The organism is Halodurantibacterium flavum (assembly GCF_042681825.1).
GTDB lineage: Bacteria > Pseudomonadota > Alphaproteobacteria > Rhodobacterales > Rhodobacteraceae > Halodurantibacterium > Halodurantibacterium flavum.
This window is the reverse complement of the sequence record NZ_JBHUGH010000005.1, coordinates 312530-337775: the sequence shown is the minus strand read 5'-3', so window position 1 is coordinate 337775 and position 25246 is coordinate 312530. Positions and strand designations below refer to the sequence as shown.

23 protein-coding genes and 1 tRNA gene are annotated in these 25246 nt (G+C 65.7%); 10 read left to right on the top strand and 14 right to left on the bottom strand.

Annotated features, from left to right (window positions below; translation table 11 throughout):
• Window positions 1-64: 64 nt before the first annotated feature.
• The 9 genes from ACFSGJ_RS08240 to amaB all read right to left on the bottom strand — a co-directional run bounded on the left by ACFSGJ_RS08240 (window position 65) and on the right by amaB (window position 11622).
• Entirely contained in the window at window positions 65-2311 is a 2247-nt protein-coding gene (locus tag ACFSGJ_RS08240; protein ID WP_390260634.1) for a xanthine dehydrogenase family protein molybdopterin-binding subunit, read from the bottom strand.
• Between the two features lie 10 nt (window positions 2312-2321).
• Complete coding sequence (locus tag ACFSGJ_RS08235; RefSeq protein WP_390260632.1) at window positions 2322-3338, bottom strand: FAD binding domain-containing protein; 1017 nt, start codon at window positions 3336-3338, stop codon at window positions 2322-2324.
• Window positions 3335-3892 carry a (2Fe-2S)-binding protein gene (locus tag ACFSGJ_RS08230; RefSeq protein ID WP_390260630.1) on the bottom strand — a complete coding sequence of 186 codons (558 nt, stop codon included), beginning with the start codon at window positions 3890-3892 and terminating at the stop codon, window positions 3335-3337. Before ACFSGJ_RS08230 ends, ACFSGJ_RS08235 begins: the two co-directional genes overlap by 4 nt.
• A gap of 47 nt (window positions 3893-3939) precedes the next feature.
• Window positions 3940-4911 (bottom strand): alpha/beta fold hydrolase, encoded by a 972-nt coding sequence (locus ACFSGJ_RS08225; RefSeq protein WP_390260629.1) that lies wholly within the window; start codon window positions 4909-4911, stop codon window positions 3940-3942.
• A 147-nt stretch (window positions 4912-5058) separates the two neighbouring features.
• Window positions 5059-6879: a translational GTPase TypA gene (gene typA, locus ACFSGJ_RS08220; protein WP_390260627.1), complete on the bottom strand. Its 1821-nt coding sequence runs from the start codon at window positions 6877-6879 to the stop codon at window positions 5059-5061.
• A 71-nt stretch (window positions 6880-6950) separates the two neighbouring features.
• Entirely contained in the window at window positions 6951-7583 is a 633-nt protein-coding gene (locus tag ACFSGJ_RS08215) for a YitT family protein (protein WP_390260625.1), read from the bottom strand.
• Between the two features lie 135 nt (window positions 7584-7718).
• Entirely contained in the window at window positions 7719-8933 is a 1215-nt protein-coding gene (locus tag ACFSGJ_RS08210) for an NADP-dependent isocitrate dehydrogenase (RefSeq protein WP_390260623.1), read from the bottom strand.
• A gap of 88 nt (window positions 8934-9021) precedes the next feature.
• A complete protein-coding gene (locus tag ACFSGJ_RS08205) occupies window positions 9022-10056 on the bottom strand; it encodes a dipeptidase (protein WP_390260621.1) in 1035 nt (344 codons plus the stop codon).
• Window positions 10057-10128: 72 nt separating this feature from the next.
• Window positions 10129-11622, bottom strand: a complete 1494-nt coding sequence (gene amaB, locus ACFSGJ_RS08200) for an L-piperidine-6-carboxylate dehydrogenase (RefSeq protein ID WP_390260619.1) — start codon at window positions 11620-11622, stop codon at window positions 10129-10131.
• 139 nt (window positions 11623-11761) lie between these two features.
• On the opposite strand from amaB, the gene ACFSGJ_RS08195 reads away from it, so the two are divergent.
• Entirely contained in the window at window positions 11762-12685 is a 924-nt protein-coding gene (locus tag ACFSGJ_RS08195; RefSeq protein ID WP_390260759.1) for a LysR family transcriptional regulator, read from the top strand.
• A 48-nt stretch (window positions 12686-12733) separates the two neighbouring features.
• Here the strand turns inward: ACFSGJ_RS08195 and ACFSGJ_RS08190 are convergent, their stop codons facing one another.
• Window positions 12734-13387, bottom strand: coding sequence for an alpha/beta hydrolase (locus ACFSGJ_RS08190; protein ID WP_390260618.1), 654 nt, complete (start codon window positions 13385-13387; stop codon window positions 12734-12736).
• 186 nt (window positions 13388-13573) lie between these two features.
• Between ACFSGJ_RS08190 and iscR the strand changes: the two genes are divergently transcribed.
• The 9 genes from iscR to ACFSGJ_RS08145 all read left to right on the top strand — a co-directional run bounded on the left by iscR (window position 13574) and on the right by ACFSGJ_RS08145 (window position 21118).
• On the top strand, window positions 13574-14032 hold the full coding sequence (gene iscR / locus ACFSGJ_RS08185; RefSeq protein WP_390260616.1) for a Fe-S cluster assembly transcriptional regulator IscR: 459 nt from the start codon (window positions 13574-13576) through the stop codon (window positions 14030-14032).
• Window positions 14029-15075, top strand: coding sequence for a cysteine desulfurase family protein (locus tag ACFSGJ_RS08180; RefSeq protein WP_390260614.1), 1047 nt, complete (start codon window positions 14029-14031; stop codon window positions 15073-15075). The genes iscR and ACFSGJ_RS08180 overlap by 4 nt, the downstream gene beginning before the upstream one ends.
• A gap of 43 nt (window positions 15076-15118) precedes the next feature.
• Entirely contained in the window at window positions 15119-16639 is a 1521-nt protein-coding gene (gene sufB, locus ACFSGJ_RS08175) for a Fe-S cluster assembly protein SufB (RefSeq protein ID WP_390260612.1), read from the top strand.
• A 21-nt stretch (window positions 16640-16660) separates the two neighbouring features.
• Window positions 16661-17416, top strand: a complete 756-nt coding sequence (gene sufC / locus ACFSGJ_RS08170; protein ID WP_390260611.1) for a Fe-S cluster assembly ATPase SufC — start codon at window positions 16661-16663, stop codon at window positions 17414-17416.
• Window positions 17416-18681: a SufB/SufD family protein gene (locus ACFSGJ_RS08165; RefSeq protein ID WP_390260610.1), complete on the top strand. Its 1266-nt coding sequence runs from the start codon at window positions 17416-17418 to the stop codon at window positions 18679-18681. Before sufC ends, ACFSGJ_RS08165 begins: the two co-directional genes overlap by 1 nt.
• A 1-nt stretch (window position 18682) precedes the next feature.
• Window positions 18683-19168, top strand: coding sequence for a YIP1 family protein (locus ACFSGJ_RS08160; protein WP_390260608.1), 486 nt, complete (start codon window positions 18683-18685; stop codon window positions 19166-19168).
• Between the two features lies 1 nt (window position 19169).
• Entirely contained in the window at window positions 19170-19757 is a 588-nt protein-coding gene (locus ACFSGJ_RS08155) for a YIP1 family protein (RefSeq protein WP_390260607.1), read from the top strand.
• On the top strand, window positions 19747-20970 hold the full coding sequence (locus tag ACFSGJ_RS08150; RefSeq protein ID WP_390260606.1) for a cysteine desulfurase: 1224 nt from the start codon (window positions 19747-19749) through the stop codon (window positions 20968-20970). Before ACFSGJ_RS08155 ends, ACFSGJ_RS08150 begins: the two co-directional genes overlap by 11 nt.
• A gap of 71 nt (window positions 20971-21041) precedes the next feature.
• Window positions 21042-21118: transfer RNA gene (locus ACFSGJ_RS08145), tRNA-Arg, on the top strand.
• Between the two features lie 14 nt (window positions 21119-21132).
• Here the strand turns inward: ACFSGJ_RS08145 and ACFSGJ_RS08140 are convergent.
• From ACFSGJ_RS08140 to ACFSGJ_RS08125, 4 genes are all read right to left on the bottom strand, one after another.
• A complete protein-coding gene (locus ACFSGJ_RS08140; protein ID WP_390260604.1) occupies window positions 21133-22326 on the bottom strand; it encodes an MFS transporter in 1194 nt (397 codons plus the stop codon).
• Complete coding sequence (locus tag ACFSGJ_RS08135) at window positions 22323-23618, bottom strand: TRAP transporter large permease (protein WP_390260603.1); 1296 nt, start codon at window positions 23616-23618, stop codon at window positions 22323-22325. The genes ACFSGJ_RS08140 and ACFSGJ_RS08135 overlap by 4 nt, the downstream gene beginning before the upstream one ends.
• Window positions 23615-24133 carry a TRAP transporter small permease gene (locus tag ACFSGJ_RS08130; RefSeq protein WP_390260601.1) on the bottom strand — a complete coding sequence of 173 codons (519 nt, stop codon included), beginning with the start codon at window positions 24131-24133 and terminating at the stop codon, window positions 23615-23617. Before ACFSGJ_RS08130 ends, ACFSGJ_RS08135 begins: the two co-directional genes overlap by 4 nt.
• An 86-nt stretch (window positions 24134-24219) precedes the next feature.
• Complete coding sequence (locus ACFSGJ_RS08125; protein ID WP_390260599.1) at window positions 24220-25233, bottom strand: TRAP transporter substrate-binding protein; 1014 nt, start codon at window positions 25231-25233, stop codon at window positions 24220-24222.
• Window positions 25234-25246: the final 13 nt, after the last annotated feature.

Here is a 25246-nt window from a genome sequence, read left to right as displayed (position 1 = left end):
GAAAAACGCCCCGCGCATCGGCGGGGCGTTTTTCGTTTGGCGCGGGCGCGTCAGGCGTTTTGGGTCAGAGCAGCTTGTCCGGCGTGATCGGCAGCGAGCCCACCCGCCGCCCCGTTGCGTGGAACACGGCATTGGCGATGGCCGCCGCTGTTCCCACCACGCCGATTTCCCCCACGCCCTTGATGCCGAGCGCGTTGACCTCCGGGTCCTCTTCCGGGACAAAGATCACGTCGATCTCGGGGATATCGGCGTTTACGGGGATATGATACTCGGCGAAGTTGTGGTTCATGAACCGGCCCAGCCGTTCGTCCAGCAGCCCCTCTTCGTGCAGGGCCTTGCCGATGCCCCAGACGATCCCGCCGGAAACCTGACTGGCGGCGGTCTTGGGGTTCAGGATGCGCCCGGCCGCGACCGCCCCCACCACGCGGGTGACGCGGATCTGTCCCAGTTCCTCGTCCACGCGGACCTCGGCCATCACGGCGGAATGGCTGTAACGGGAATAGCGCATCTGGCTCGCGGTCGAGGGGCCCGTGTCGGCCCGGGCCTCTTGCGCGCCACAGGTGGCGATCAGGTCGGCGAGCGGAAGCTCGGCGCTGCCATCTTCGGCGCGGATTGTGCCGCCCTCGAACTGCAGGGGCACGTTGCCCTTGCCCGCAAGGGGGCTTTGCGGCAGCGCGACCGCCAGCCGCGACAGCGTTTCGCGCAACGTCTCGCAGGCCGCCTTGACCGCGCTGCCGAATGTCGCGGCCCCGGCCGATCCGCCTTGTAACGGAGCCTTGGGCAGGTCGCTGTCGGCGATCCGGACATCGACCTCGGACGGGTCGACCCCCATCGTCTCGGCGGCGATCTGCGCGAGGATCGTGTAGGTGCCCGTGCCGATATCCGAGGCCGCAAGTTCCACCATGAGCCCCTCGGGCCCCATCACCGCGCGGGCGCTGCAATTCATCTGCATCGCCTCCCACACGCCGGTGGCGACGCCCCAGCCGATCAGTTCGCGCCCTTCGCGCATCGACCGGGGCAGGGGCTTGCGGGCCGACCAGCCGAACCGTTCCGCCGCAGTGGCATAGCAGGCGCGCAACTGCTTGGAGGTGAAGGCCATGCCGGTGGTCTGGTCGCGTTCGGCGTAGTTGATCAGCCGGAATTCCAGCGGGTCGATCCCGGCCTCATGCGCCATGGCGTCGATCGCCTGCTCGAACGCGTTGACGCCCGTGGCGGCCCCCGGCGCGCGGGTGTCGAGGGGCGTGTAAAGGTCAAGTTCGGCCAGACGATACTTCATTGTCACATTGGGGCATTGATAGATCAGCCCGCTCCACGGCACGATGTTTTCCTGATATTCCTCCAGCCGGGACGTGTTCTGCACCGCATCGTGCCGGATCGCGGTCAGATGCCCGTTCGCGTCGGCGCCAAGCGCGATCTGTTGCAGCGCCAGCGGGCGATAGCCGAAGGTGAACATCTGTTCCCGAGACAGCACCACCCGGACCGACCGGCCCAGCACCTGCGCCGCCATCACCGCCATGAACAGCTGATACTGCGGCCGCAGCCCTGACCCGAAGGCGCCGCCGACATAGGGCGAGCGCACCCGCACCTGATCGGGTTTCAGCCCGAAGATGCGGCAGACGTAATCGCGCGAATTCACGACGCTCTGGGTCTTGTCCCAGATTTCCAGCGCCCCGTCCCGCCAGAGCACGGTCGAGGCGTGCATCTCCATCGGGTTGTGGAACTGATAGCCGAAGGTATAATCGCCCTCGACCCGCAGGGCGGCCTCGGCCATTGCCAGATCGGCGCGGCCGCGCGACGACGGGTTGATCGAGGACCTCTGGCGCGGCACATGGGCATTGCCCGCCGCGCGGTAAAGATCAGCCTCATGCGGCTCGCTCTCATAGGTCACGCCGATCATGCCCGCCGCGTGGCGCGCGGTCTCGAAATCCTCGGCGACGACCAGGGCGATGGGCTGGCCGCTCCAATGGACGCGGTCGTCGTAAAGCGGCCGGAAATGGGTTCCGGGCGGGGCGTCGTCATCCTCATAGGCGCTGTTGAACCATGCCAGATCGGGACGGTTGAGATGGGAAAAGACCTCGACCACGCCGGGGATGCGCAGGGCAGGTGCGATATCCAGCGCGACGATCCGCCCGCGCGGGATGGTCGCGTTCACCACCATGCCGTAAAGCAGCCCCTTTTCGGCGATATCCCCGGCGTAGACGGCGCGGCCCGTCACCTTGTCGGGGCCGTCGATCCGGTCGAGCGGCTGGCCGGTCGCGCGGGCAGTGGCGCCGGGCGGGATGCCGGGTTTCGCTGTGTCGAGCGGGGGCATTGCGGTCTCCTCAGCGGATACGTTTGTCGGTCTGGGACTGGGGCGTGCCGGCGGTGGCCTGCTCCATCGCGCGGATGATGGCCCGGCGCGCCATCTCGATCTTGAAGTCGTTGTCGCCCTGTCCGCGCGCCTCCTGCAAAAGATCATCCGCCGCGCGGGAAAAGGCGGCGCGGTCAGGACCGGCACCCACGAGGCTCCGTTCCGTTTCCAGATCACGCCAGGGCTTGTGCGCGACCCCGCCGAGCGCGATGCGCGCCTCGGCGATGAACCCGTTTTCCACCCGCAGCGCCGCCGCGACCGACACCAGCGCAAAGGAATAGGACAGCCGGTCGCGCAGCTTGAGATAGGTGTAGTTGCCGGCAAACCCCTCGGGCAGCAGTTCCACCGCCGTTACCAGTTCGGCCGGCGCAAGGGTCGTGTCCTTTTCCGGGCTGGCCCCGGGAAGGCGGTGAAACTCGCTGAAGGGGATCACGCGCTCGCCCTCCGGGCCAGTCACATGCACCAGCGCCCCGAGGGCCGCCAGCGCCACGCACATGTCGGAAGGGTGCGTCGCGATGCACCTGTCGCTCGCCCCCAGGATCGCATGTATCCGGTTACGGCCGCCGATGGCCGTGCAGCCTGTGCCGGGGTCGCGTTTGTTGCAGGCCGTACCCCGGTCGTAGAAATAGTAGCACCGCGTGCGTTGCAGCAGGTTACCGCCCGTGGTCGCCATGTTGCGCAACTGCGGCGAGGCGCCGGCAAGGATCGCGCTGGCAAGGAGAGGGTATCGCGCCTGCACCCGGGTGTCGTCGGCGGTCGCGGCGTTGGTGACCAGCGCGCCGATGCGCAAGCCCCCGGCCTCGGTCTCCTCGATCCGGTCAAGCGGCAGGCCGGTGATGTCCACCAGCCGCTGGGGCCGTTCGACCTGCTCTTTCATCAGATCGACAAGGTTCGTGCCCCCCGCGATGAACCGGGCGCGCGGGTGCTCCGTCGCGGCCTCGACCGCCTTGCCCACGTCGCCGGGGCGGGTCAGGGTAAAGGGGATCATCGCGCGTCCCCCGCATCCTCGCCGCCTGCGGCGAGCGTTTCGGCCAGCGCCTCTTCCACGGCAGCGATGATATTCGGATAGGCGCCGCACCGGCAGAGGTTCCCGCTCATGAACTCGCGGATTTCGTCGCGGCTGCGGGCGCGACCCTCGCCCATCAGCGCGAGCGCCGACATGATCTGGCCGGGGGTGCAATAGCCGCATTGAAAAGCGTCGTGGCGGATGAAGGCCCTTTGCAGCCGCGCCAGCGCCGCGCCCTCGGCGCCCTTCGGCCCGGCCTCGATCGTGGTGATCTGCGCGCCGTCCTTCATGGCCGCCAGGATCAGGCAGGAATTCACCCGCATCCCGTCCAGCATGACCGTGCAGGCGCCGCACTGCCCGTGGTCGCAGCCCTTTTTCGTCCCGGTGAGGTTCAGCCGCTCGCGCAGCGCGTCAAGCAGCGTGACCCAGGGCGCCACGTTCAGAACATGGGCGACCCCGTTCACATGCAGCGTGATTTCCTGTTCTGGCGGGGGTGGCAGCGCGTCGCTGCGGTCGGGGTTCTGCTGCAGGTTCACCTGGGTCCCTCCATCGGCCTGAGTACCGTTCCAACCCCCGCCCGCGTTCATTGTTCCTGCACCGCCAGCATGTCGATGGCGGCCAGAACCTCCTCCGGGATCAGGTGATGCGCCATATGACCGATGCCGTCAAAACAGCGGAACTCGGCCTGCGGCAGCACCTCGGCAAGACGGGCGCTGTGCTGGGCGGTGTTCACAAAGGCATCCTGCCGCCCGGCGATGATCACCGTCGGTTGCCGTATCAGCGGATAGCGCGGCGCAAGCCGGGCAGCACCCGCCAGAATACCCGCCATCTCGGCCGAGGCGGCGCCGAGCGCGCGCGGATGGAACAAGAGCCAGGGCGAAAGCCGCCAGGCGTTGCGCGGCACCGGGGCCGGCGCAAAGATCATCCGCGCCATCAGGGGCCATGCCGCCACATGGATCAGCGGCGAGATCGTGTGCCGCAGCAGATCGCCCAGGCCCGGCACTGCGTTCGGTGCCCGCATCAGGATGTCGGATCGGGGGCGGGGATAGAAATACCCGGCCTCAAGCACCAGCCCCCGCACCGTCTGCGGAAAATCGAGCGCGAGGGCGGCCGCGACCATCGCCCCCCAGCTGTGGCCAAGAACGATGGCATTCTCGACGCCGACCTGTTTCAGCGCCCCATGGATCAGATGCGCCTGCGCCTCGGGTCCCCAGCCATGGGCGCGGCGCGGGCGGGTGCTGTAGCCATAGCCGGGACGGTCCACGACGATGACGCGGTAGCGCGCGGCCGCCATCCGGGCGAGCCCGCTGACAAGGAAATCCTCGCCCATCGAGGAATTCCCGTGCAGGAGCACAAGCGTTTCCGGCCCGCTGCCCATCTCGACCAGATGCAGCCGTGCGCCGTCGATATGCACAAAGCGGCCGATGGGGGGATGGGCGGCCTCGGCCTGCGCGACGCGCTTGCGGACGAGGGCGGCCGAACCTGCCCCAAGGGCGGCAAGGGCAATGAGCGGCAAGGCGCGGCGGGCGGCGGATCGGGCGGTTCGATATGTCACGACGGTTCCCCTGGCTGAGCATCCTGCGATGTGCTGGCCACAGAACCGCTGCGCGCGGGCATCGTTCCCGGACGCCCCGTCCTCCAAAAAGGAAACGCCCGCGAAATGATCGCGGGCGCCCTCCGGATTTTGCCGTTGCTGGCTGTGTCAGCCTGCCGCCTTGGCCTGCCGCTTGCGTTCATGCGGGTCAAGGAACCGCTTGCGCAGGCGGATCGACTTGGGCGTCACCTCGACCAGTTCGTCATCGTCGATATAGGCGATGGCCTCTTCCAGGCTGAACCGCACCGGGGTCGTCAGCCGCACCGCCTCATCCGTGCCGGAGGCGCGGATGTTCGTGAGCTTCTTGCCCTTGAGCGGGTTCACCTCAAGGTCATTGTCGCGGGAATGTTCGCCGATGATCATCCCCTCATAGACCTGTTCCTGCGCGCCGATGAAGAGCTTGCCGCGTTCCTCGAGGTTCCAGAGCGCGTAGCCCACCGAAACGCCGTTCTCCATCGAGATCAGGACACCCTGGCGGCGGCCCTGGATCGGCCCCTTGTGCGGCGCCCATTCGTGGAAGACGCGGTTCAGGACGCCGGTGCCGCGCGTGTCGGTCAGGAATTCACCGTGATAGCCGATCAGCCCGCGCGAGGGCACATGGGCGATGATCCGGGTCTTGCCGGCGCCCGCGGGCTTCATCTCGACCAGATCGCCCTTGCGCGCACCGGTCAGTTTCTCGATGACCGCGCCGGAATATTCGTCGTCGACGTCGATGGTGACTTCCTCGATGGGTTCCAGCCGCTGGCCGTCTTCCTCGCGGAACAGAACGCGCGGGCGCGAGATCGACAGCTCGAACCCTTCGCGGCGCATGTTCTCGATCAGCACGCCCATCTGCAATTCACCGCGGCCCGCGACCTCGAAGGCCTCACCGCCGGGGGTGTCGCTGATCTTGATCGCGACGTTGACCTCGGCTTCCTTCATCAGGCGGTCGCGGATGACGCGCGACTGCACCTTGCTGCCATCCTTGCCGGCCAGGGGCGAATCGTTGATGCCGAAGGTGACAGAGATGGTCGGCGGGTCGATCGGCTGCGCCGGCAGCGGCACGTCGATCTCGGGCGCGCAGAGCGTGTCGGCCACGGTCGCCTTGCTCATGCCGGCGATGGTCACGATGTCGCCGGCTTCGGCGGCGTCGATGGGCTGCTGGCTGAGCCCGCGAAAAGCGAGGATCTTGGTCACGCGGAACTGCTCGATCCGCTCGCCGTCACGCGACAGCGCCTTGAGCGTTTCGCCGACCTTGAGCGTGCCGCTCTCGACACGGCCGGTCAGGATGCGACCGATGAACGGGTCGGCGGAAAGCGTCGTGGCCAGCATCCGGAAGGGCTCGGACCGGTGCGCGATCTGCTTCGGTTCCGGAACATGGCGCAGCACCAGATCGTATAGCGCCGAGAGATCCTTGCGCGGGCCGTCCAGTTCCTCATCCGCCCAGCCGGACCGGCCCGAGGCGTAAAGCACCGGAAAATCAAGCTGTTCGTCCGTCGCACCAAGGTTCGCGAAAAGGTCAAAGACCTCGTCCAGCGCGCGGTCGGGTTCGGCATCGGGCTTGTCGACCTTGTTCAGCACCACGATCGGGCGCAGCCCCAGCGCGAGCGCCTTGGAGGTCACGAATTTCGTCTGCGGCATCGGGCCTTCGGCAGCGTCGACCAGCAGCACCACGCCATCGACCATGCTCAGGATGCGTTCGACCTCGCCGCCGAAATCCGCGTGGCCGGGTGTATCGACGATATTGATCCGCTTGCCGCCCCATTCGAGCGAAGTGCATTTCGCAAGGATCGTGATGCCGCGCTCGCGTTCGATATCGTTCGAGTCCATCGCCCGCTCGGCCACGGCCTGGTTGTCGCGAAACGCGCCGGATTGTTTCAGAAGCTCGTCCACCAGCGTCGTCTTGCCGTGGTCAACGTGCGCGATGATCGCGATGTTGCGAAGGTCCATGGTCGTCTGCCCTTGAATGCTGCGCCGCCGCAATAGCCGGGAAAGCCCGGTTTGACCAGAGCCAAGCGCCCTCAGGTCGCGATATAACGGTCGCGCCGGTGGTTGACCGCGATCACGAGGTTGAGGATCGCCGCCCCCAGGAGCGACCAGCCCACCGCCACCGGGTCCAGAACAAAGAGCGCCGCACCAAAGACGAAGACGTCAAAGATCAGCTGCGACCAGCCCGCGCGAAAGCCGGTCTTGTCCTGCAGATAAAGCGCGACGATCCCCACGCCCCCCAAGCTCGCCCCATGACGAAAAAGCGCGAGCAACCCCGCCCCCGTCACAAGACCAAAGAGCACCGCCGCTGCCGCCGGATGCAGCCGGTCGAACCCGACATACTGCGGCAGCACCGCGCTGAGCGCCGAGAGCCCCGCGACGGCCGCGAAGGTGCGCAGCGTGAACCGCATCCCCATCCGGCGCAGCGCCAGCGCGTAAAAGGGCAGGTTGATCGCGAAGAACACCCAGCCGAACGAAAGGCCCGTGGCATAGGCGATCAGCACCGCGAGCCCCGCGGTCTGCCCGGTCACGAACCCAGCCGATGTCAGGATCACCAGCCCGAAGGCGCACATGGCCACGCCGAAAAGGATGCCCTGGGCATCGTCCAGAACGGTATGGCGGGCAGGGGGAGCCGGTGACTGCGTCTGTGTCTGGGGTTCGGTCATGGGCGACAGATGCCGCAGCCGCCCGGTTGCGTCCAGCGAAATTTATGTAAGGGAAAGGGCCGGCAGCGCCGGCCCCACCAATCCCGATTGAAAAAGGGCCGGCGCTGCCGGCCCCCTGTGGTCTGTGCCTGTTTCTCAGCCCTTCAGGGCCTTGTTCAGGTATTCGTCCACCTTTTCCAGATAGCCCATGGTGGTGAGCCATTTCTGGTCCGGCCCGACCAGAAGCGCGAGGTCCTTGGTCATGAAGCCGTCCTCCACCGTCTGCACGGTCACACGCTCCAGCGTCTCGGCGAAGTTCAGGAGCGCCGGGTTGTTGTCGAGCTTGGCGCGGTGCTTCAGGCCACCGGTCCAGGCGTAGATCGACGCGATGGAGTTGGTCGAGGTTTCCTTGCCCTGCTGATGCTGGCGGTAGTGGCGGGTGACGGTGCCATGCGCCGCCTCGGCCTCGACCGTCTTGCCATCGGGCGTCATCAGGACCGAGGTCATCAGGCCGAGCGAGCCGAAGCCCTGCGCCACAGTGTCGGACTGCACGTCGCCGTCGTAGTTCTTGCAGGCCCAGACATAGCCGCCCGACCACTTCATCGCGGCCGCCACCATGTCGTCGATCAGGCGGTGCTCATAGGTGATGCCGGCGGCCTTGAACTTCTCTTCGAACTCTTCCTCATAGACCTTCTGGAACAGGTCCTTGAAGCGGCCGTCATAGGCCTTGAGGATGGTGTTCTTGGTCGAGAGATAGACCGGCCAGCCAAGGCTGAGGCCATAGTTCATCGAGGCACGCGCGAAGTCGATGATCGAGTCGTCGAGGTTGTACATCGCCATGGTCACGCCGGCGCCGGGGGCCTGGAAGACCTCGCGCTCGATCGTCTCGCCATCCTCGCCGACGAACTTGATCGTCAGCTTGCCCTTGCCCGGAAAGCGGAAATCGGTTGCGCGATACTGGTCGCCAAAGGCGTGACGGCCGACGACGATCGGCTTGGTCCAGCCGGGAACGAGACGCGGCACGTTCTTGCAGATGATCGGCTGGCGGAAGATCACGCCGCCAAGGATGTTGCGGATCGTCCCGTTGGGCGAACGCCACATCTGCTTGAGCCCGAATTCCTCGACCCGCGCTTCATCGGGGGTGATGGTCGCGCATTTCACGCCGACGCCGTATTGCTTGATGGCATTGGCGGCGTCGATGGTGATCTGGTCGTCGGTGCGGTCGCGTTCCTCGATGCCAAGATCATAGTATTTCAGGTCGACGTCGAGATAGGGCAGGATCAGCTTTTGCTTGATGAAGTCCCAGATGATCCGGGTCATTTCATCGCCGTCAAGCTCGACGACGGGGTTTTCCACCTTGATCTTGGTCATGTGCCTCTCCGTTTGGGGGTGACTCGGGGCTTTCCTAGCGGAATTCCGGCTTTGGGGGAAGGCGTGTATGCCGTTGTATACGAAAAGCTCAGCCGATGCTGCGCCCGATCAGCCCCAGCCAGTTGTCCCAAGCGATGCGGCGGATCAGCGGTTCATCGAAACCCGCCTTGCGCATCGCCTCGAACAGCACGGGAAGCCCCGCCGCCGAGCCGATATCCTGCGGAACCTCTGCCCCGTCGAAATCCGAGCCGAGCGCCACGCCATCCTCGCCCAGCCGATCGACCAGATGGGCCAGGTGGCGCACCATGATGTCGAGCCCGGTCGCGGCATCCTTGCGCCCGTCCTCGCGCAGGAAGCTGACGGCGAAGTTGAGGCCCACGACCCCGCCGCTGTCGCGGATCGCGTCGAGTTGCCGGTCGGTCAGGTTGCGGGTCGTGGGGCAGATCGCATGGACGTTGCTGTGGGTCGCGACCAGCGGGCGCTGGCTGATCCGCGCAACATCCCAGAACCCCGCCTCGTTCAGGTGGCTCAGATCGATCAGAATGCCCAGCCGGTCACATTCCCGCACCAGCCGCTTGCCTGCGTCGGTCAGGCCGGGGCCGGTATCGGGGCTGTGGCCGAAGCGGAAGGGCACGCCATGACCAAAGATCGTGTCGCGCGACCAGACCGGACCCAGCGACCGCAGCCCCGCCGCGTGAAAGAGGTGGAGTTCATCGAGCCCCTCGCCGATGGCCTCGCATCCTTCCAGATGCATGATCGCGGCGATGGCGCCCGCGTTGCGCGCCGTCTCGATCTCGGCTGCCGTCAGGCAGATGCGGATCGCGTCGGGTCGGGCGCGGGCCATGCGGGTCAGGATGCCCATCATCTGGGTGGCGATGCGGCAGGCCCGGTCATGTGCCAGGGGCGGAATGACGGGGACATCCGCTCCCTGCGGGTCGGGCATCGTCTCGGGGTTCGGGACCCAAGTCGCAAAGAACCCGCCGGCGAGCCCGCCCTGCCGGGCGCGGGGCAGGTCGATATGCCCCTCGCGCCCGTTGAAAAAGGCGGTGCCGTCATGGTCGCCACTCCGCCACAGGTGCAGCAGCAGGTCGTTATGGCCATCAAAGACAGGCAGGGGGGTCATCGCGCGATCCTCGGGTCAGGGTCAGGAAAGAGGGGGAGGCAGGAAAAAGGGGCCCCGAAGGGCCCCCGTCGCTCAGATGTCGAACCGGACGCCCTGCGCCAGGGGCAGTTGCGCGGAATAGTTCACCGTGTTCGTCTGCCGGCGCATATAGCCCTTCCACGCGTCCGAGCCGCTCTCGCGCCCGCCCCCGGTTTCCTTCTCGCCGCCAAAGGCCCCGCCGATCTCGGCGCCCGAGGGGCCGATATTGACGTTCGCGATCCCGCAATCGGAGCCGACCGCCGACAGAAAGGTCTCGGCCTCGCGCAGGTTCAGGGTAAAGATGCACGAAGACAGGCCCTGCGGCACGTCGTTCTGCATCGCGATGGCCTCGGTCAGGTCCTCATAGCCCATGACGTAAAGGATGGGGGCAAAGGTCTCCTCGCGCACCGTGTCGGTCTGGCCCGGCATCTCGACGATGGCGGGGGTGACATAGGCGCCGCCCGTGACACCCGGCGCGGTCTCGCCGCCATGGACGGTGCCGCCTTCGGCGCGCGCGCGGTCCAGCATCGCCTGCATCCGGTCGCGCGCGGGCCCGTCAACCAGCGGCCCGATCAGCGTGCCGGGCTGGCGGGGGTCGCCGATGGGCAGGCTGCCATAGGCCTTGACCAGCCGGGCCACCAGATCCTTCCGGATGCTTTCATGCACGATCAGCCGCCGCAGCGAGGTGCAGCGCTGCCCGCAGGTGCCCACCGCCGAAAAGACGATGGCGCGCACCGCCATGTCGAGATCGGCCGAGGGCGCGACGATCATCGCGTTATTGCCGCCCAGTTCGAGGATCGAGCGGCCGAAGCGCTCCGCAACCTTCGGTCCGACGATGCGCCCCATCCGGGTCGAGCCGGTGGCCGAGATGATCGGCACGTCGCGCGACGTCACCAGCGCCTCGCCCAGTGCCGGGCCGCCGATGATCACCTGAACCAGCCCCTTCGGCGCGTCGCCGAACCGGTCCAGCGCGCGCTGCATGATCTTCATCGTGGCAAGCGCGGTCAGGGGCGTCTTTTCCGACGGTTTCCAGATCACCGGATTGCCGCAGACCAGTGCCAGCGCCGCGTTCCAGGACCAGACCGCGACCGGGAAGTTGAAGGCCGAGATCACGCCGCAGGGCCCCATCGGGTGCCAGGTCTCCATCATCCGGTGGCCGGGACGCTCGGAGGCGATGGTCAGCCCGTAAAGCTGCCGCGAAAGGCCCACGGCAAAATCGCAGATGTCGATCATCTCCTGCACCTCGCCCAGCCCTTCCGAGGTGATCTTGCCCGCCTCAAGGGTCACGAGCGCGCCGAGCGCGTCCTTGGCGGCGCGCAGTTCCTCACCGAGCAGGCGCACGAGCTCTCCGCGGCGGGGCGCCGGAACCTCGCGCCACTGGCGAAAGGCCGCCTGCGCATCGGCGATGATGCCCGCCATGTCGCCCGGAGCGGTTTCCGCCAGCCGCGCGACCTCGGCACCGTCGATGGGTGAGGTGACGACAAGCGACCCGCCGGTCAGTTCGGCCTCGGCAAAGCCGCAGGCGGCAAGCGTTTCCTGATGGGACATCCACGTATCTCCTGTCGGTGTTCTATCGTTGCCAAAGGTTTCGCGCGCCCCGCGGCAAGAGTCCAGCACCCCGCTGGGGCTGCGCGATGCAGAAGCTGCTGTCAAACGGCGGAGAATGTCCCTAATTATGCGTCAGTTCATGCAGGATATGCATATGCCCGTCACACCCCGCCGTTTCCTGCCCTCGATCAGCCTGTTGCAGGCCTTCGAGGCCGTTTGCCGCACCGGTTCGACCGCGGCTGCCGCGCGCGAACTGGCGCTGTCGCAGGGCACCGTCAGCCGGCTGGTCCAGAACCTCGAAGGGCAACTGGGCGCGCAGCTTTTCCGGCGCGAAAGGCGGCGCCTGATCCCGACCGAGGCGGCGCAGGTCTATGCGCGCGACGTGCGCAAGGCGCTGGACCTGATCGCGCGGTCGTCGCTGGGGGTGCGGTCCAATCCGGGGGGTGGGGTGCTGTCGCTGGCGATCCTGCCGACCTTCGGGACGCGCTGGCTTGCGCCGCGTCTGCCGGATTTCCTGTCGGCCCATCCGGGGATAACGATCAACCTTGCAACCCGGCTGCGCCCGTTCGATTTCGCGCGCGAGGGGTTCGATGCCGCGATCCATTTCGGCGCTGCCGACTGGCCGGGCGCCGCCATGACGCGGCTCTTTGATGAGCGGCTGATCGCCACCTGTTCGCCGGATTTCCTGCGCCGCAACCCCGTCACCAGCCCCGCCGATCTGGTGCGGCTGCCGCTTTTGCAGCTTGAAACCCGGCCCGATGCCTGGGCGCAGTGGCTGCGCCAGCACGGGGTAGAGGGCGCGGCCCCGGGGCGCGGAATGATGTTCGACCAGTTCGCCACGATGACACAGGCCGCGATTGCCGGGGCGGGGTTGGCGCTGTTGCCGGAATTCCTCGCGGTCGGCGAGATCGGGGAAGGGCGGCTGGTGCGGGCCTGCGGCGGTGCGGCAACGGGGGTGGGCAGCTACTGGCTCGTCTGGCCCGAGGCGGCCGAGGGGAACCCGCCCCTCCGGCCCTTCCGCGACTGGCTGGTGGGCGTCACCGCGCCGCTGCGCGCGGACTGATCGCCGACCGGCGCGATGAAAAAGGCCCGCCGGGGGGCGGGCCTTTGGTCAGCGGGTGCCTTCGGTCAGGCGCCGCTTCACATAGCTGGTGACGCTGCCGATCATCGTGTCCATATGCGGGTCCTGAAAGAAGTGATCCGCGCCCTCGATCTGTTCATGGGTGATCGTGATACCCTTTTGTTCATGCAGCTTGCTGACCAGATTGATCGTGTCGCGCGGCGGGGCGACGCGGTCGGCGGTGCCGTTGATCACAAGCCCCGAAGAGGGGCAGGGGGCAAGGAAGCTGAAGTCATACATGTTCGCGGGCGGCGAGACCGAGACGAAGCCCGTGATCTCTGGCCGGCGCATCAGAAGCTGCATGCCGATCCAGGCGCCAAAGCTGAACCCCGCCACCCAGCAATGCTTGGCGTTCTGGTTCATCGACTGCAGGTAATCGAGCGCCGAGGCGGCATCCGACAATTCGCCGATGCCCTGATCGTATTCGCCCTGGCTGCGCCCCACACCCCGGAAGTTGAACCGCAGGACGGTGAACCCCATGTTGTAGAAGGCATAATGCAGGTTGTAGACGACCTTGTTGTTCATCGTTCCGCCATATTGCGGATGCGGATGCAGGACGATGGCTATCGGGGCGTCACGATCTTTCTGGGGGTGGTAGCGGCCTTCCAGGCGCCCTTCCGGGCCAGGAAAAATCACCTCGGGCATCTTGCCGTCTTTCCTTTCTGCGCCGGGCGTCTGGCGGCCCGGGCCGACCGACCGGGGCCGCCAAAATCCTTGACCTGTGCCGCCGGGCAATCTAGAACAATTCTAAAAAGCCGGACGGGCCGGCCTGACCGGGAAGGACTTAAGCAGCCTGACCCGCAAGGTCAATTGATTTGGTGAGGAGGCCTTATGAAACTGTCGACGAAGGGCCGTTATGCAATGGTCGCGCTCGCGGATCTGGCGAGCGCCAAGGATGAGATCCTGTCGCTTGCCGAAATCTCGCGCCGGCAGGACATCTCTTTGCCCTATCTGGAACAGCTTTTCGTCAAGCTGCGGCGCGCGGGGCTGGTGGAATCGGTGCGGGGACCCGGCGGCGGCTATCGGCTGGCGCGGTCCCCCGACGCGATCCGCGTGAGCGAGATCATGGAGGCCGTGGATGAAACCGTCAGCGCCATGCATACGGGCGCGGGCGCGTCCGGCGGGCTGTCGGGGACGCGCGCCCAGTCGATGACGAATCGCCTGTGGGAAAGCCTCTCGGCCCATGTCTATGTGTTCCTCCACCAGACGCGCCTGTCGGATGTGGTGAAGAACGGGCTGACCCCGTGCCCGGCGGTGCCGAACCTCTTTCAGGTGGTGGATGAGGGATGAGGCCGCGCGCCTATCTTGACTGGAACGCGACGGCGCCGCTTCTGCCCGAGGCGCGGGCGGCGATGATCGCTGCGATGGACGCGGTCGGAAACCCGTCCTCGGTTCATGCCGAGGGGCGGGCGGCCAAGGCCATCGTCGAACGCGCGCGGGCGCAGGTCGCGGCGGCCCTGGGTGCGGACGGCGCGGATATCGTCTTTACCTCCGGCGCGACCGAGGCCGCGGCGTTGGCACTTGCCGGACGGGGCTTTTCGGGCGCGGCGATCGAACATGACGCCGTTGCGGCCTGGATCGACCCGACCCTTGCCACCAGTCGCAGCGGTCGGGTGACGGTGGATGACTCGGCGGCGGCGACGCTTCAGCTTGCGAATTCCGAAACGGGGGTCGTGCAGGACCTGCCCGCGGGGCTTGCCGTGTCGGACCTGACCCAGGCCTTCGGCAAGATCCCCTTTGCCTTCAACTGGCTGGGCTGTGACATGGGCCTTGTGTCCGCGCACAAGCTGGGCGGGCCCAAGGGGATCGGCGCGCTGGTGCTGCGGCGCGGCCTGGACATCGCGGCGCAACTGCGGGGCGGCGGGCAGGAAATGGGCCGCCGCGCCGGAACGGAAAACATCATCGGTATCGCGGGTTTCGGCGCCGCGGCCGAGGCGGCATCCCGCCGTCTGGCCAATGGCGAATGGGATCGGGTTGACGAACTTAGAAATATTCTAGAAAGGGCTCTGGAAGCCGGGGCGACGGGAACTATTTTTGTAGGGAATGACACGCGGCGCCTGCCCAACACATCCTGCATCGTGACGCCCGGCTGGAAGGGCGAAACCCAGGTGATGCAGATGGATCTGGCAGGGTTTGCCATTTCTGCGGGCTCGGCCTGTTCCAGCGGCAAGGTCCGCGCAAGCCGGGTGTTGCAGGCCATGGGGTTCGATGAGGGCGCGGCGGCTTCGGCCATCCGCGTCTCGCTCGGGCCCGGGGTCACGGAAGACGAGGTGTTGCGCTTTGCTGAGGCGTGGCTGGCCCAGTACCGGAAATTCCGGTCGCGGGCCGCATAGGAAGACGCGCGGTGGGGACCGCGCTTAACGGATGGGAACGGATATGGCAGCTTTGGATGCGGAAATCCGCGAGGGCGTGGACCGGGAAACGGTCGAGGCCGTTCAGGCGATGGCCGGCAAATACAAGCACGGCTGGGAAACCGAGATCGAGATGGAGTTCGCGCCCAAGGGCCTGAACGAGGATATCGTCCGGCTCATCTCGCAGAAGAACGACGAACCGGAATGGATGCTGGAATGGCGGCTGGCCGCCTATCGCCGCTGGGTGCAGATGGAAGAGCCGCGGTGGGCGATGCTTAACTATCCCGAGATCGACTATCAGGAACAGTATTACTACGCCAAGCCGAAGAGCATGGCCCAGAAGCCCAAGTCGCTGGACGAGGTCGACCCGAAACTGCTGGCGACCTATGAAAAGCTGGGCATCCCGCTGAAGGAACAGATGATCCTTGCAGGCGTGGAAGGCGCGGAAAACGCTCCCGCCGAAGGCCGCAAGGTCGCGGTGGACGCGGTGTTCGACTCTGTCTCGCTGGGCACGACCTTCAAGGACGAGCTGGCCAAGGCCGGCGTGATCTTCTGCTCGATCTCGGAAGCGATCCGCGAACATCCCGAGCTGGTGAAAAAGTATCTCGGCTCGGTCGTGCCGCAGTCCGACAACTTTTTCGCGACGCTGAACTCGGCGGTCTTTTCGGACGGCTCGTTCGTCTATGTCCCCGAGGGTACACGCTGCCCGATGGAGCTTTCGACCTATTTCCGGATCAACGCGGAAAACACCGGTCAGTTCGAGCGCACGCTGATCGTCGCCGACAAGGGCGCCTATGTCAGCTACCTCGAGGGCTGCACGGCACCCCAGCGCGATACGAACCAGCTTCATGCGGCGGTGGTCGAAATCGTGGTGCTGGACGACGCCGAGGTGAAATATTCCACCGTGCAGAACTGGTATCCCGGCGATGAAGAGGGCAAGGGCGGCATCTACAACTTCGTCACCAAGCGCGCCGATTGTCGCGGCGACCGCTCCAAGGTGATGTGGACGCAGGTGGAAACCGGCAGCGCGATCACCTGGAAATACCCGTCCTGCATCCTGCGCGGCGATGACAGCCAGGGCGAGTTCTATTCCATCGCCATCGCCAACAACATGCAGCAGGCCGATACCGGCACCAAGATGATCCACCTGGGCAAGAACACCCGCAGCCGGATCGTGTCCAAGGGGATCAGTGCTGGCCGCGCGCAGAACACCTATCGCGGGCAGGTGTCGATGCACCCGCGCGCCAAGAACAGCCGCAACTATACCCAATGCGACAGCCTGCTGATCGGCGATCAGTGCGGGGCGCATACCGTTCCCTATATCGAGGTGCGCAACAATTCGAGCCGGGTCGAGCATGAGGCGACCACCTCCAAGGTGGATGACGATCAGCTGTTCTACTGTCGCTCGCGCGGGATGGATGAGGAAGAGGCCGTCGCGCTGGTCGTGAACGGGTTCTGCAAGGAAGTGCTTCAGGCGCTGCCGATGGAATTTGCCATGGAGGCGCAAAGCCTCGTTGCGATCAGCCTTGAAGGCTCGGTCGGCTGACGGATACGCGGAGATTAAAGAATGTTGGAAATCAATAACCTGCACGTGAAACTTGAGGAAGAGGACAAGCAGATCCTCAAGGGCGTCGATCTGACGGTCGAGGCTGGCAAGGTCCACGCGATCATGGGCCCGAACGGGTCCGGGAAATCGACGCTGTCCTATGTCCTGTCGGGTCGCGACGGCTATGAGGTCACCGAAGGCTCGGCCACGCTGGACGGCGAGGAACTGCTGGAGATGGAGCCGGAAGAGCGTGCGGCGGCCGGTCTTTTCCTCGCGTTCCAGTATCCGGTGGAAATTCCCGGCGTCGGTAACATGACCTTCCTGCGCACCGCGGTGAACGCGCAGCGCAAGGCGCGGGGCGAGGCCGAGATGAGCGCGGCAGAGTTCCTCAAGGTCGTGCGCGAAAAGGCGAAGGCGCTGAAGATCGACGCCGACATGCTGAAGCGTCCCGTGAATACCGGCTTTTCGGGCGGCGAGAAAAAGCGCAACGAGATCCTGCAGATGGCGATGCTCGAACCCAAGATGTGCATCCTCGACGAGACGGATTCCGGCCTCGACGTGGACGCGATGAAGCTGGTGTCCGATGGCGTGAACGCGCTGCGCGACGCGGGTCGGGCGTTTCTGGTCATCACCCATTACCAGCGGCTGCTGGACCATATCACGCCCGATGTCGTGCATATCATGGCCGATGGCCGTATCGTGAAGACCGGCGGCCCCGAGCTTGCGCTGGAGGTGGAGCGTAACGGCTATGCCGATCTCCTGTCGGAGGCAGTCTGATGGCGCAGGCGCAGGCGAAAGAGGATGTGCTGGGCGCGCGGATCGCGCCCCTCGCGCTGCCTGACGGGCTGCGGGCCCCGCGCGAAACGGCGCTGGCCTGGCTTGGTGAAATCGGGCTGCCGGGGCGGCGTGACGAATACTGGCGCTACACCGACCCCGCGCGGCTGAACGCGGTTCAACCGGCGGCCAGCATCATGGAACCGGAGGAGCAGCTTTTCGACGGGCTGGACCGGGTGAAGCTCGTCTTCGTGGACGGTGTGTTCGACGCTGCCGCCTCGGATGATCCGGCGCTTGCAGGGGTCGAGATTTCGCGCCTTGCGGAACCGGCCGACATCCACTGGGCGGCCGAGTTCTACGGCACGCTCGAGGCACTGGGTCAGGCGCCCGTGCGCCGGCCCTTCGGGGCGCTGAACACGGCCTTTGCGACGGATGGCGTGCTGATCCGCGTCACGGGCGCTGCCGCAAAGCCGGTCGCGCTGATTTATCGACGTTCGTCAGAGGCTTCGGACGTGATCCTGCATCACTGTGTGAAGGTCGAGGCGGGCGCCGCGCTGACACTGCTGGAATCCGGGGTGGCGGGCGCGCGCTACAACACCGCGCTTGAGGTCGATGTGGCGGATGGCGGCGCCTTTAACCACATCCGCATCCAGGGGCGCGAGGACAGCCGCATCGCGAACACCCATGTCTTTGCCCGCGTCGGCGCGGAAAGCGCGTTCAAGTCCTTCACCCTGACGGCGAACGGCGTCATGACCCGCAACGAGGCGGTGATCGAACTGGCCGGTGAGGGCGGGATCGCCCATATCGCAGGCGCGGCGGTGGGCAACGCGACCTTCCACCATGACGACACGGTCTTCATCACCCATGGCGCCCCCGGCTGCGAAAGCCGGCAGGTGTTCAAGAAGGTGCTGCGCAACGGCGCGGTCGGCGTCTTTCAGGGCAAGATCCTGGTGCGTCAGGTCGCGCAAAAGACCGACGGCTATCAGATCAGCCAGTCGCTCCTGCTGGACGAAGACAGCCAGTTCCTCGCCAAGCCCGAGCTTGAGATCTATGCCGATGACGTGAAATGCAGCCACGGCTCCACCTCGGGCGCGATCGACGAAGAGGGGCTGTTCTACCTCCGCTCGCGCGGGTTGCCGGAATCGGAGGCCCGGGTGCTTCTCGTGCTCGCCTTCCTGGCCGAGGCCCTGCAGGAGATCGAGGACGAGGGCATCGCCGAGATGGTGCGTGCCCGGCTCGAGGACTGGTTGCTCGAACGGAAGGGCTGAGGTGTCGCTGACCGCCGAGATCCTGCGCAGCTATCGCAGCCCCCGACTCGTGCTGCGCAACCAGCTCGTCACCGGCGCGAATGAGGCGCGGGCGCTCGCCTTCCTCATGATCGCCTGCGGGCTCTTCTTCGTGGCGCAATGGCCACCGCTGGCGCGGGCGGCGCATCTCGATCCCGGGGTGCCGCTCGATGCGCGGCTGGGGGGCGCGCTGATGGCGATGCTGTTCATCCTGCCGCTGGTCGCCTATGCGGTCGCCGGGATTGCCCATCTGGTCGCGCGTGTGGCCGGGGGGCGGGGCAGCTTTTTCACGGCGCGGCTGGCGCTCTTCTGGTCGATGCTCGCGATCAGCCCGTTGATGCTGCTGCAGGGCCTTCTGGCGGGGTTCGTCGGCGGGCCGGTCGCCATGATGTCGGGACTTCTGGTTCTGCTGGCCTTTCTCGTGATATGGGCCGCCACGATGGCCGAGGCAGAGTCGCAGGGAGACTGAGATGGAACTGAGCCTTTCCGGGGTGATCGGTCTTTTGCGCGCGACGCTGGCCGATCCGCAGACGACCGCGCGGCAACTGATCGCGATGCCACTGCCGATGGCCGCGCGCTGGCAGGCACTGATCCTCGTCGTGGTGCTGAGTGTTCTGCTCCTGCAACTCGCGCTCTTCATCGCGGGCGGTGTCGCGGCGGCGGGAGAGGGGATGGTCCAGTCCGCGCTGCTGCAGGGCGGTGTTCTGGTGGTCACGGTCTTTGCGATCCACCGGATCGGGCGCGCCTTTGGCGGCACGGGCGACCTGGGCGGCGCGCTGATCCTGATGGCTTGGCTGCAATTCGTGACGCTCTGCTTTCAGGCGGTGCAGATCGTGACGCTTCTTCTGGTGCCGCCCATGGCCTCGATCGTCGCGATCGTCAGCGTGGCGGTCTTTCTGTGGCTTCTCGTGACCTTCGTTCAGGTGCTGCACGGGTTCCGGTCGCGGCTGATGGTGATGTTCGGCCTTGTCGGCAGCTTTTTCGCGCTGGCCTTCGCCCTTTCCTTCATTCTGGTGCTGCTGGGCATCCCCATCCCGGGTGGTTTCGATGACCTATGACATAGAGAAGATCCGCCGCGACTTTCCGATCCTTTCGCGGCAGGTGAACGGGCGTCCGCTCGTCTATCTCGACAACGGCGCCTCGGCGCAGAAGCCGCAGGCGGTGATCGACGCCATGACCCGCGGCTATGCCGATGAATACGCCAATGTCCATCGCGGCCTCCACTATCTTTCGAACCTCTCGACCGAACGGTATGAGGCCGTGCGCCCCAGGCTGCAGCGGTTCCTGAACGCCGCCCATGAGGATGAGATCATCTTCAACACCGGCACGACCATGGGGATCAACATGGTCTCTTACGCCTGGGCAGCGCCGCGTCTGGAACCGGGCGACGAAATCGTCCTGACGGTGATGGAGCATCACGCGAACATCGTCCCCTGGCATTTTCTGCGCGAACGTCAGGGTGTCGTGCTGAAATGGGTCGAGATCGGCGCCGATGGCAGCCTCGATCCGCAGGCGGTGCTGGACGCCATCGGTCCGCGCACGCGGCTGGTCGCGGTCACGCATATGTCGAATGTGCTGGGTACGCTGGTCGATGTGGCGGCGATCTGCGCGGGCGCCCGGGCGCGGGGCGTACCGGTTCTGGTGGACGGCTCGCAGGCCGCCGTGCATATGCCGGTCGATGTGCAGGCGATCGGCTGCGATTTCTACGCGATCACCGGGCACAAGCTCTATGGGCCCTCGGGCTCGGGCGCGATCTATGTCCGGCGCGACCGTCTGGCGGAAATGCGCCCCTTCCTTGGCGGCGGCGACATGATCCGCGAGGTGCATCGCGACCGCGTCATCTATAACGAGGCGCCCCACAAGTTCGAGGCCGGAACCCCCGGCATCGTCGCCCAGATCGGCCTTGGTGCCGCCATCGACTACATGATGGATCTGGGGATGGAGAACATCGCCGCGCATGAGGCCGGACTGCGCGACTATGCGATGGAGCGGTTCGCGGGGCTGAACTGGCTGAACCTTCAGGGCACGGCACCGGGCAAGGGGGCGATCTTTTCCTTCACCCTGCAGGGCGCGGCCCATGCCCATGACATCTCGACCGTGCTCGACAAGAAGGGCGTGGCGGTGCGGGCGGGCCATCACTGCGCCGGCCCGCTGATGGAGCATCTCGGCCTCAGCGCGACCTGCCGCGCCTCCTTCGGGCTCTACAACACCCGGGCCGAGGTCGACGCGCTGGTCGAGGCGCTCGAATTCTGCCACGAGCTTTTCGCCTGACCGACGGGCAGAGGGGGGACGTGAATTGCCGGTTGCAGCCCCCCGCGCCCCCCGCTATAGAAAGCGCATCCGCACCCGTAGCTCAGCTGGATAGAGTGCTGCCCTCCGAAGGCAGAGGTCACAGGTTCGAATCCTGTCGGGTGCGCCATTTCCTGTCAAAGATCAATCGGCCTTCAGGTTTGACAGAACCATTCCACCGGCGATCAGGATGATGGCAAAGCCGGCGATACTCCCTACGTAGCTGCCCGTCGCATCATGTGCATAGCCCGCCAGAATGGGGGCGAGCATCGAGCCGGGCACCTGGATCATCATCAGCTTGCCCTGCACGGCCCCAAAACCGGACTGGCCGAAAAGTTCGGCGCAAAGCACCAGAACCAGCACGATCGGCGCCCCTGCGGCTATGCCCAACGCCGCGGTGACAACCAGCATCGTGGCAAAGCCGGGCGCCACGGCAAAGCTTCCTATGGCCAGACCTTCCAGCACGAGCAGGACCGACAGGACAAGCGGAAGCCTGGCAGCCGGAATGCGGTCTGCCAAAAAGCCTGCCAGCAGGCGCACAGGCACGGTGAGCAGAACCATTCCGCCAAAGATGCCGGCCGCCATTCCGGGGCCAAGCCCATGGTCGGTCATCAGCGCCACAAGATGCACCGACAATCCCGACGTCACGGATGCCTGCGCCGAAAGCGCCGCGGCAATCAGCCAGAAGGCCGGCCGCCGCAGCACGGAACGCGCGTCGGGTTCGTCTTGCGCGGGTTGCACCGGCCCGGGTAAGGCGCGGTCCCGCTGAGGGGACGGAAAGAAGATGAGCGGGACCGGGATCAGCAAAAACATCAGTCCGCCCCAGATCGCGCAGGTCTGACGCCAGCCGAACTGCTCGATCATCGCCGCAACGACCGGAACGATCAGCGTGGCCAGGATTGCCGAAATCGAAAAGCGCACGGCAAGGCCCATGCCGCGTTTTTCCGGCATGCTTGCCACCACAAGCTTGTCCAGCGCGACGGTGAAACCTGCTGCAACCCCAAGCGAGAAAATCAGGGACCAGGCGATATAGAGTTCAAGTTCGTTCCGGACAAACGCCAGACCAATGAGCCCGACAGCCGCCGTTCCCATGCCCGCGACCACGATGCCGCGCGGTCCCTTCCGGTCCGTGATCTGCCCGACCAGCGGCGATACGAGCCCCGAGACGAGGCGCCCCAGTCCGATTGCGACAGATATCGCGCCCCGTCCCGTATCGAGATCGGCGGAGATGGGTTTGAGCAGGGCTGACACCGCAAAGGCGGCAAAGCCATGCCCAAATCCTGTCAGGACGCCAGTCGTGGTTACCAGTCCCCAGCGTGCCCGTCGGGTGCCGCTCACAGGTTCGGCAGCCAGAGAACCAGAACGGGAAAGCTGATCAGCAAGGCGACATGAATCAGATCCGCACTGACAAAGGGCAGGGTGCCCTTGAACATCTTGGTCAGGGGCACGTCCTTGGCCACCCCGGACAAGATGAAGACATTCATCCCGACCGGCGGCGTGATCAGCGCGATCTCGGTCATGCGCACCACCAGGACGCCAAAGAGGATGGCGTCGAACCCGAGCGACGTGATCAGCGGGAAGAACAGCGGCACCGTCAGGGTCATCATCGCAGAGGCGTCAAGCACCATGCCGAGGATGAAATAGACCGCGAGAACCATCAGCAGGACCGCGAGGGGCGGAAACTGCCCTTCGGTGACGAAGCCCACGATATGATGGGGGATCGTGCTGGCGGTGATGAAGCTGTTGAAGACCATGGCCCCGAAAAGGATGCCAAAGATCATGCCCGTGGTCTTGAGCGTGGCATAGATCGCCTGCCGGGCGCTTGCGAGCGTCAACCGGCGGCGCGCGACCGAAATGACGATGGCACCCAGCGCGCCTATGGCTCCGGCCTCCGTCGGTGTGAACCAGCCCAGCACGATGCCGCCCATCACGAGCGTGAAGAGCGCGATGACCTCGCCGGTCTTGGAAAAGCTGCGCATCTTGTCGCGGAACGTATATCTGGGACCGCGCGGGCCGGCATCGGGGTCGATGCGGCACCAGATCGCGATGGCCGCCACATACATGATGGCAAGCGTGATGCCCGGGATGATCCCGGCGGCGAACATCTTGCCGATCGAGGTCTCGGTAAGGATGCCGTAGATGATAAACATGCCGCTGGGCGGAATAAGCGCACCGAACCCGCCGCCGGCGACGATGCTTCCCGAGGCGAGGGACAGGTTGTAATTGTGCTTGCGCATCTCCGGCAGCGCAACGAGGCCCATCGTGGCCGTGGTGGCAAGGCTCGACGCATTGACGGATGCAAATCCGGCCGAGGCCCCGACCGTCGCCATGGCAAGGCCGCCGCGGCGGCGCCCCATCCACTTGGCAAAGAAATCGTACATGTCCTTGCCGATGCCCGCGGCGAAAAGCAGATGCGCCATGAACAGGAAAAGCGGGATCGTACCGATTGCGTGGTTGGTGGCCAGGTTGAAGGTGGTCACCCCGATGCGCACGATCGCCGCGTCAAAGCTGACCAGCATCGTGAAGCCCGCGAACCCGATCAGGCCCATCGCGAACCCGAGCGGCATTCCCATGCCGATGAGCGTGAATACGACAGCAAGACCGGCAAAGCCGATGGCGACGGAACTCATGGTTTCGGATCCTGAAAATGTGCGGCCTCGCCGATCTCCTTGCCCCGCAAGAGCTTGAAGCCCTGCCAGAGCAGGACGACGACAAGCAGCACGATCGCAGCCGCCATCGACCAGCGGAACGGCGCCACCGGCACGTTGATGATCGGCGACAGCTCGTTCTGGGCGCCCCGGCGGATCGCCTCGCGGATGGTGGCCCAGGCCACGGCGACCCAGAACAGGGAGCCGAGGATCAGCATGACGCCGTGAATGGCATTCCGCAGCCGGTCATTACGGATCAGGTCGACGAACAACGTCGCCCTTGTATGTTCGTTCTGCATGGCAGCATAGGCGAGCGACAGGCTGACGGCCGGGATCAGGATCAGCTCCGACAGGGAATAGGTGCCGGGGAACGCGATATGAAGCGCGCGAAACACGACGGTCACAACCGTGAGCGCCATCAGCGCCAGAATTGCCCCGACACCTACAATCCCCACCAATGTCGTTACACGTCGCAAAATCGTGTCGATGGTTTCCATGGCTCTTCCTCGGGCGGATCGACCGCCGGTCCGTCACCGGTGCGGGCGGACGGCCGGACCGCCACCCGTCACGTCGACAAGGGGTATCAGTTGGCGTGTTCCGCCCGGACTTTCTCAAGGATCTCGGTCCCCGGCAGGCCCGCGGCATCGAGCCGCTCGGCGGTCTGGCGCGCCGCGGGTTCGAATGCGCTCGAATATTCGGCGATCACGTCCTCGTCCACGGTGTTGAACTGGACACCCTGCGCCTCGCCATAGGCGCGGCCGGCTTCCTCGGACTCCTGGGACAGCAGGTAGGTCGTCTCGGTCAGCCACTGGACGTTGTCCAGAAACACCTGCTGGATATCCTCCGGCAGACGCGCCCAGGCTTGCGCGTTCATCGCCCGCGAAGGATAGGCCCCGCGGCTGTGAGGCAATTCGGAGTAATAGTTGATCACTTCGGCAAAGCTCAGGGATCGCAGCGCCTCGTAAGGCGCGATCACCCCATCGAGCACACCGCGCTGCAGCGACGGATAGGTGTCGGTCATCGGCATGGTGACGCCTTCCGCGCCCGCGGCGGTCAGGGCGCCGATAAAGTCCACGGCCGACCGGATGCGCAGGCCCTGCAGGTCCGAGATCTGGTTGAACGGCCTGTTGCGCAGCATGAGGTGCATCGGCGTGCCGACATTATACCCGAGCACCTGTGCCCCTTCGAGCTCTTCGGCGAACTGGGGATATTCGTCCCATAGCTGCATGTAGACCTGCAGCACCTCCAGCGCATCTTCGTAGCCATAGAAGAACTGTGGCGTAAGCCGGTTCAGGTCGTAGCCCGAGCTGGCATAGATCGGCGCGATATAGGCGATATCTGCAACCCCGGCATTGAGCTCGTCGATCCCCTCGCGGCTGTTGATGAGCGCACCACCCCAGAAGGGCGTGATGTTCACGCGGCCATCGGTCTGTTCGTGGATGCGCGCGATCCATTGTTCATCTGCCTGACCATAGGGATGGGTGGGCGAATAGGTCGTGGAATAGGTCAGGTTGAATTCGGCGGCCTGTGCTGCAGCGGTTGCAAGGCTCAGGCCGCCTGCCGCCAGAAGCGACAGTGCCAGCGTCTTGATGGTCATTCGTCTTCCTCCC

Excerpts from the sequence above, each read along its gene's own strand:
- ACFSGJ_RS08135 (WP_390260603.1), bottom strand. The coding sequence starts at position 23,618 with ATGAGTTCCGTCGCCATCGGCTTTGCCGGTCTTGCTGTCGTATTCACG.
- ACFSGJ_RS08235 (WP_390260632.1), bottom strand. The coding sequence starts at position 3,338 with ATGATCCCCTTTACCCTGACCCGCCCCGGCGACGTGGGCAAGGCGGTC.
- ACFSGJ_RS08125 (WP_390260599.1), bottom strand. The coding sequence starts at position 25,233 with ATGACCATCAAGACGCTGGCACTGTCGCTTCTGGCGGCAGGCGGCCTG.
- typA (WP_390260627.1), bottom strand. The coding sequence starts at position 6,879 with ATGGACCTTCGCAACATCGCGATCATCGCGCACGTTGACCACGGCAAG.
- ACFSGJ_RS08205 (WP_390260621.1), bottom strand. The coding sequence starts at position 10,056 with ATGACCCCCCTGCCTGTCTTTGATGGCCATAACGACCTGCTGCTGCAC.
- sufC (WP_390260611.1), top strand. The coding sequence starts at position 16,661 with ATGTTGGAAATCAATAACCTGCACGTGAAACTTGAGGAAGAGGACAAG.
- ACFSGJ_RS08215 (WP_390260625.1), bottom strand. The coding sequence starts at position 7,583 with ATGACCGAACCCCAGACACAGACGCAGTCACCGGCTCCCCCTGCCCGC.
- amaB (WP_390260619.1), bottom strand. The coding sequence starts at position 11,622 with ATGTCCCATCAGGAAACGCTTGCCGCCTGCGGCTTTGCCGAGGCCGAA.
- ACFSGJ_RS08180 (WP_390260614.1), top strand. The coding sequence starts at position 14,029 with ATGAGGCCGCGCGCCTATCTTGACTGGAACGCGACGGCGCCGCTTCTG.
- iscR (WP_390260616.1), top strand. The coding sequence starts at position 13,574 with ATGAAACTGTCGACGAAGGGCCGTTATGCAATGGTCGCGCTCGCGGAT.
- ACFSGJ_RS08240 (WP_390260634.1), bottom strand. The coding sequence starts at position 2,311 with ATGCCCCCGCTCGACACAGCGAAACCCGGCATCCCGCCCGGCGCCACT.
- ACFSGJ_RS08150 (WP_390260606.1), top strand. The coding sequence starts at position 19,747 with ATGACCTATGACATAGAGAAGATCCGCCGCGACTTTCCGATCCTTTCG.
- ACFSGJ_RS08195 (WP_390260759.1), top strand. The coding sequence starts at position 11,762 with ATGCAGGATATGCATATGCCCGTCACACCCCGCCGTTTCCTGCCCTCG.
- ACFSGJ_RS08130 (WP_390260601.1), bottom strand. The coding sequence starts at position 24,133 with ATGGAAACCATCGACACGATTTTGCGACGTGTAACGACATTGGTGGGG.
- ACFSGJ_RS08190 (WP_390260618.1), bottom strand. The coding sequence starts at position 13,387 with ATGCCCGAGGTGATTTTTCCTGGCCCGGAAGGGCGCCTGGAAGGCCGC.
- ACFSGJ_RS08155 (WP_390260607.1), top strand. The coding sequence starts at position 19,170 with ATGGAACTGAGCCTTTCCGGGGTGATCGGTCTTTTGCGCGCGACGCTG.
- ACFSGJ_RS08165 (WP_390260610.1), top strand. The coding sequence starts at position 17,416 with ATGGCGCAGGCGCAGGCGAAAGAGGATGTGCTGGGCGCGCGGATCGCG.
- ACFSGJ_RS08210 (WP_390260623.1), bottom strand. The coding sequence starts at position 8,933 with ATGACCAAGATCAAGGTGGAAAACCCCGTCGTCGAGCTTGACGGCGAT.
- sufB (WP_390260612.1), top strand. The coding sequence starts at position 15,119 with ATGGCAGCTTTGGATGCGGAAATCCGCGAGGGCGTGGACCGGGAAACG.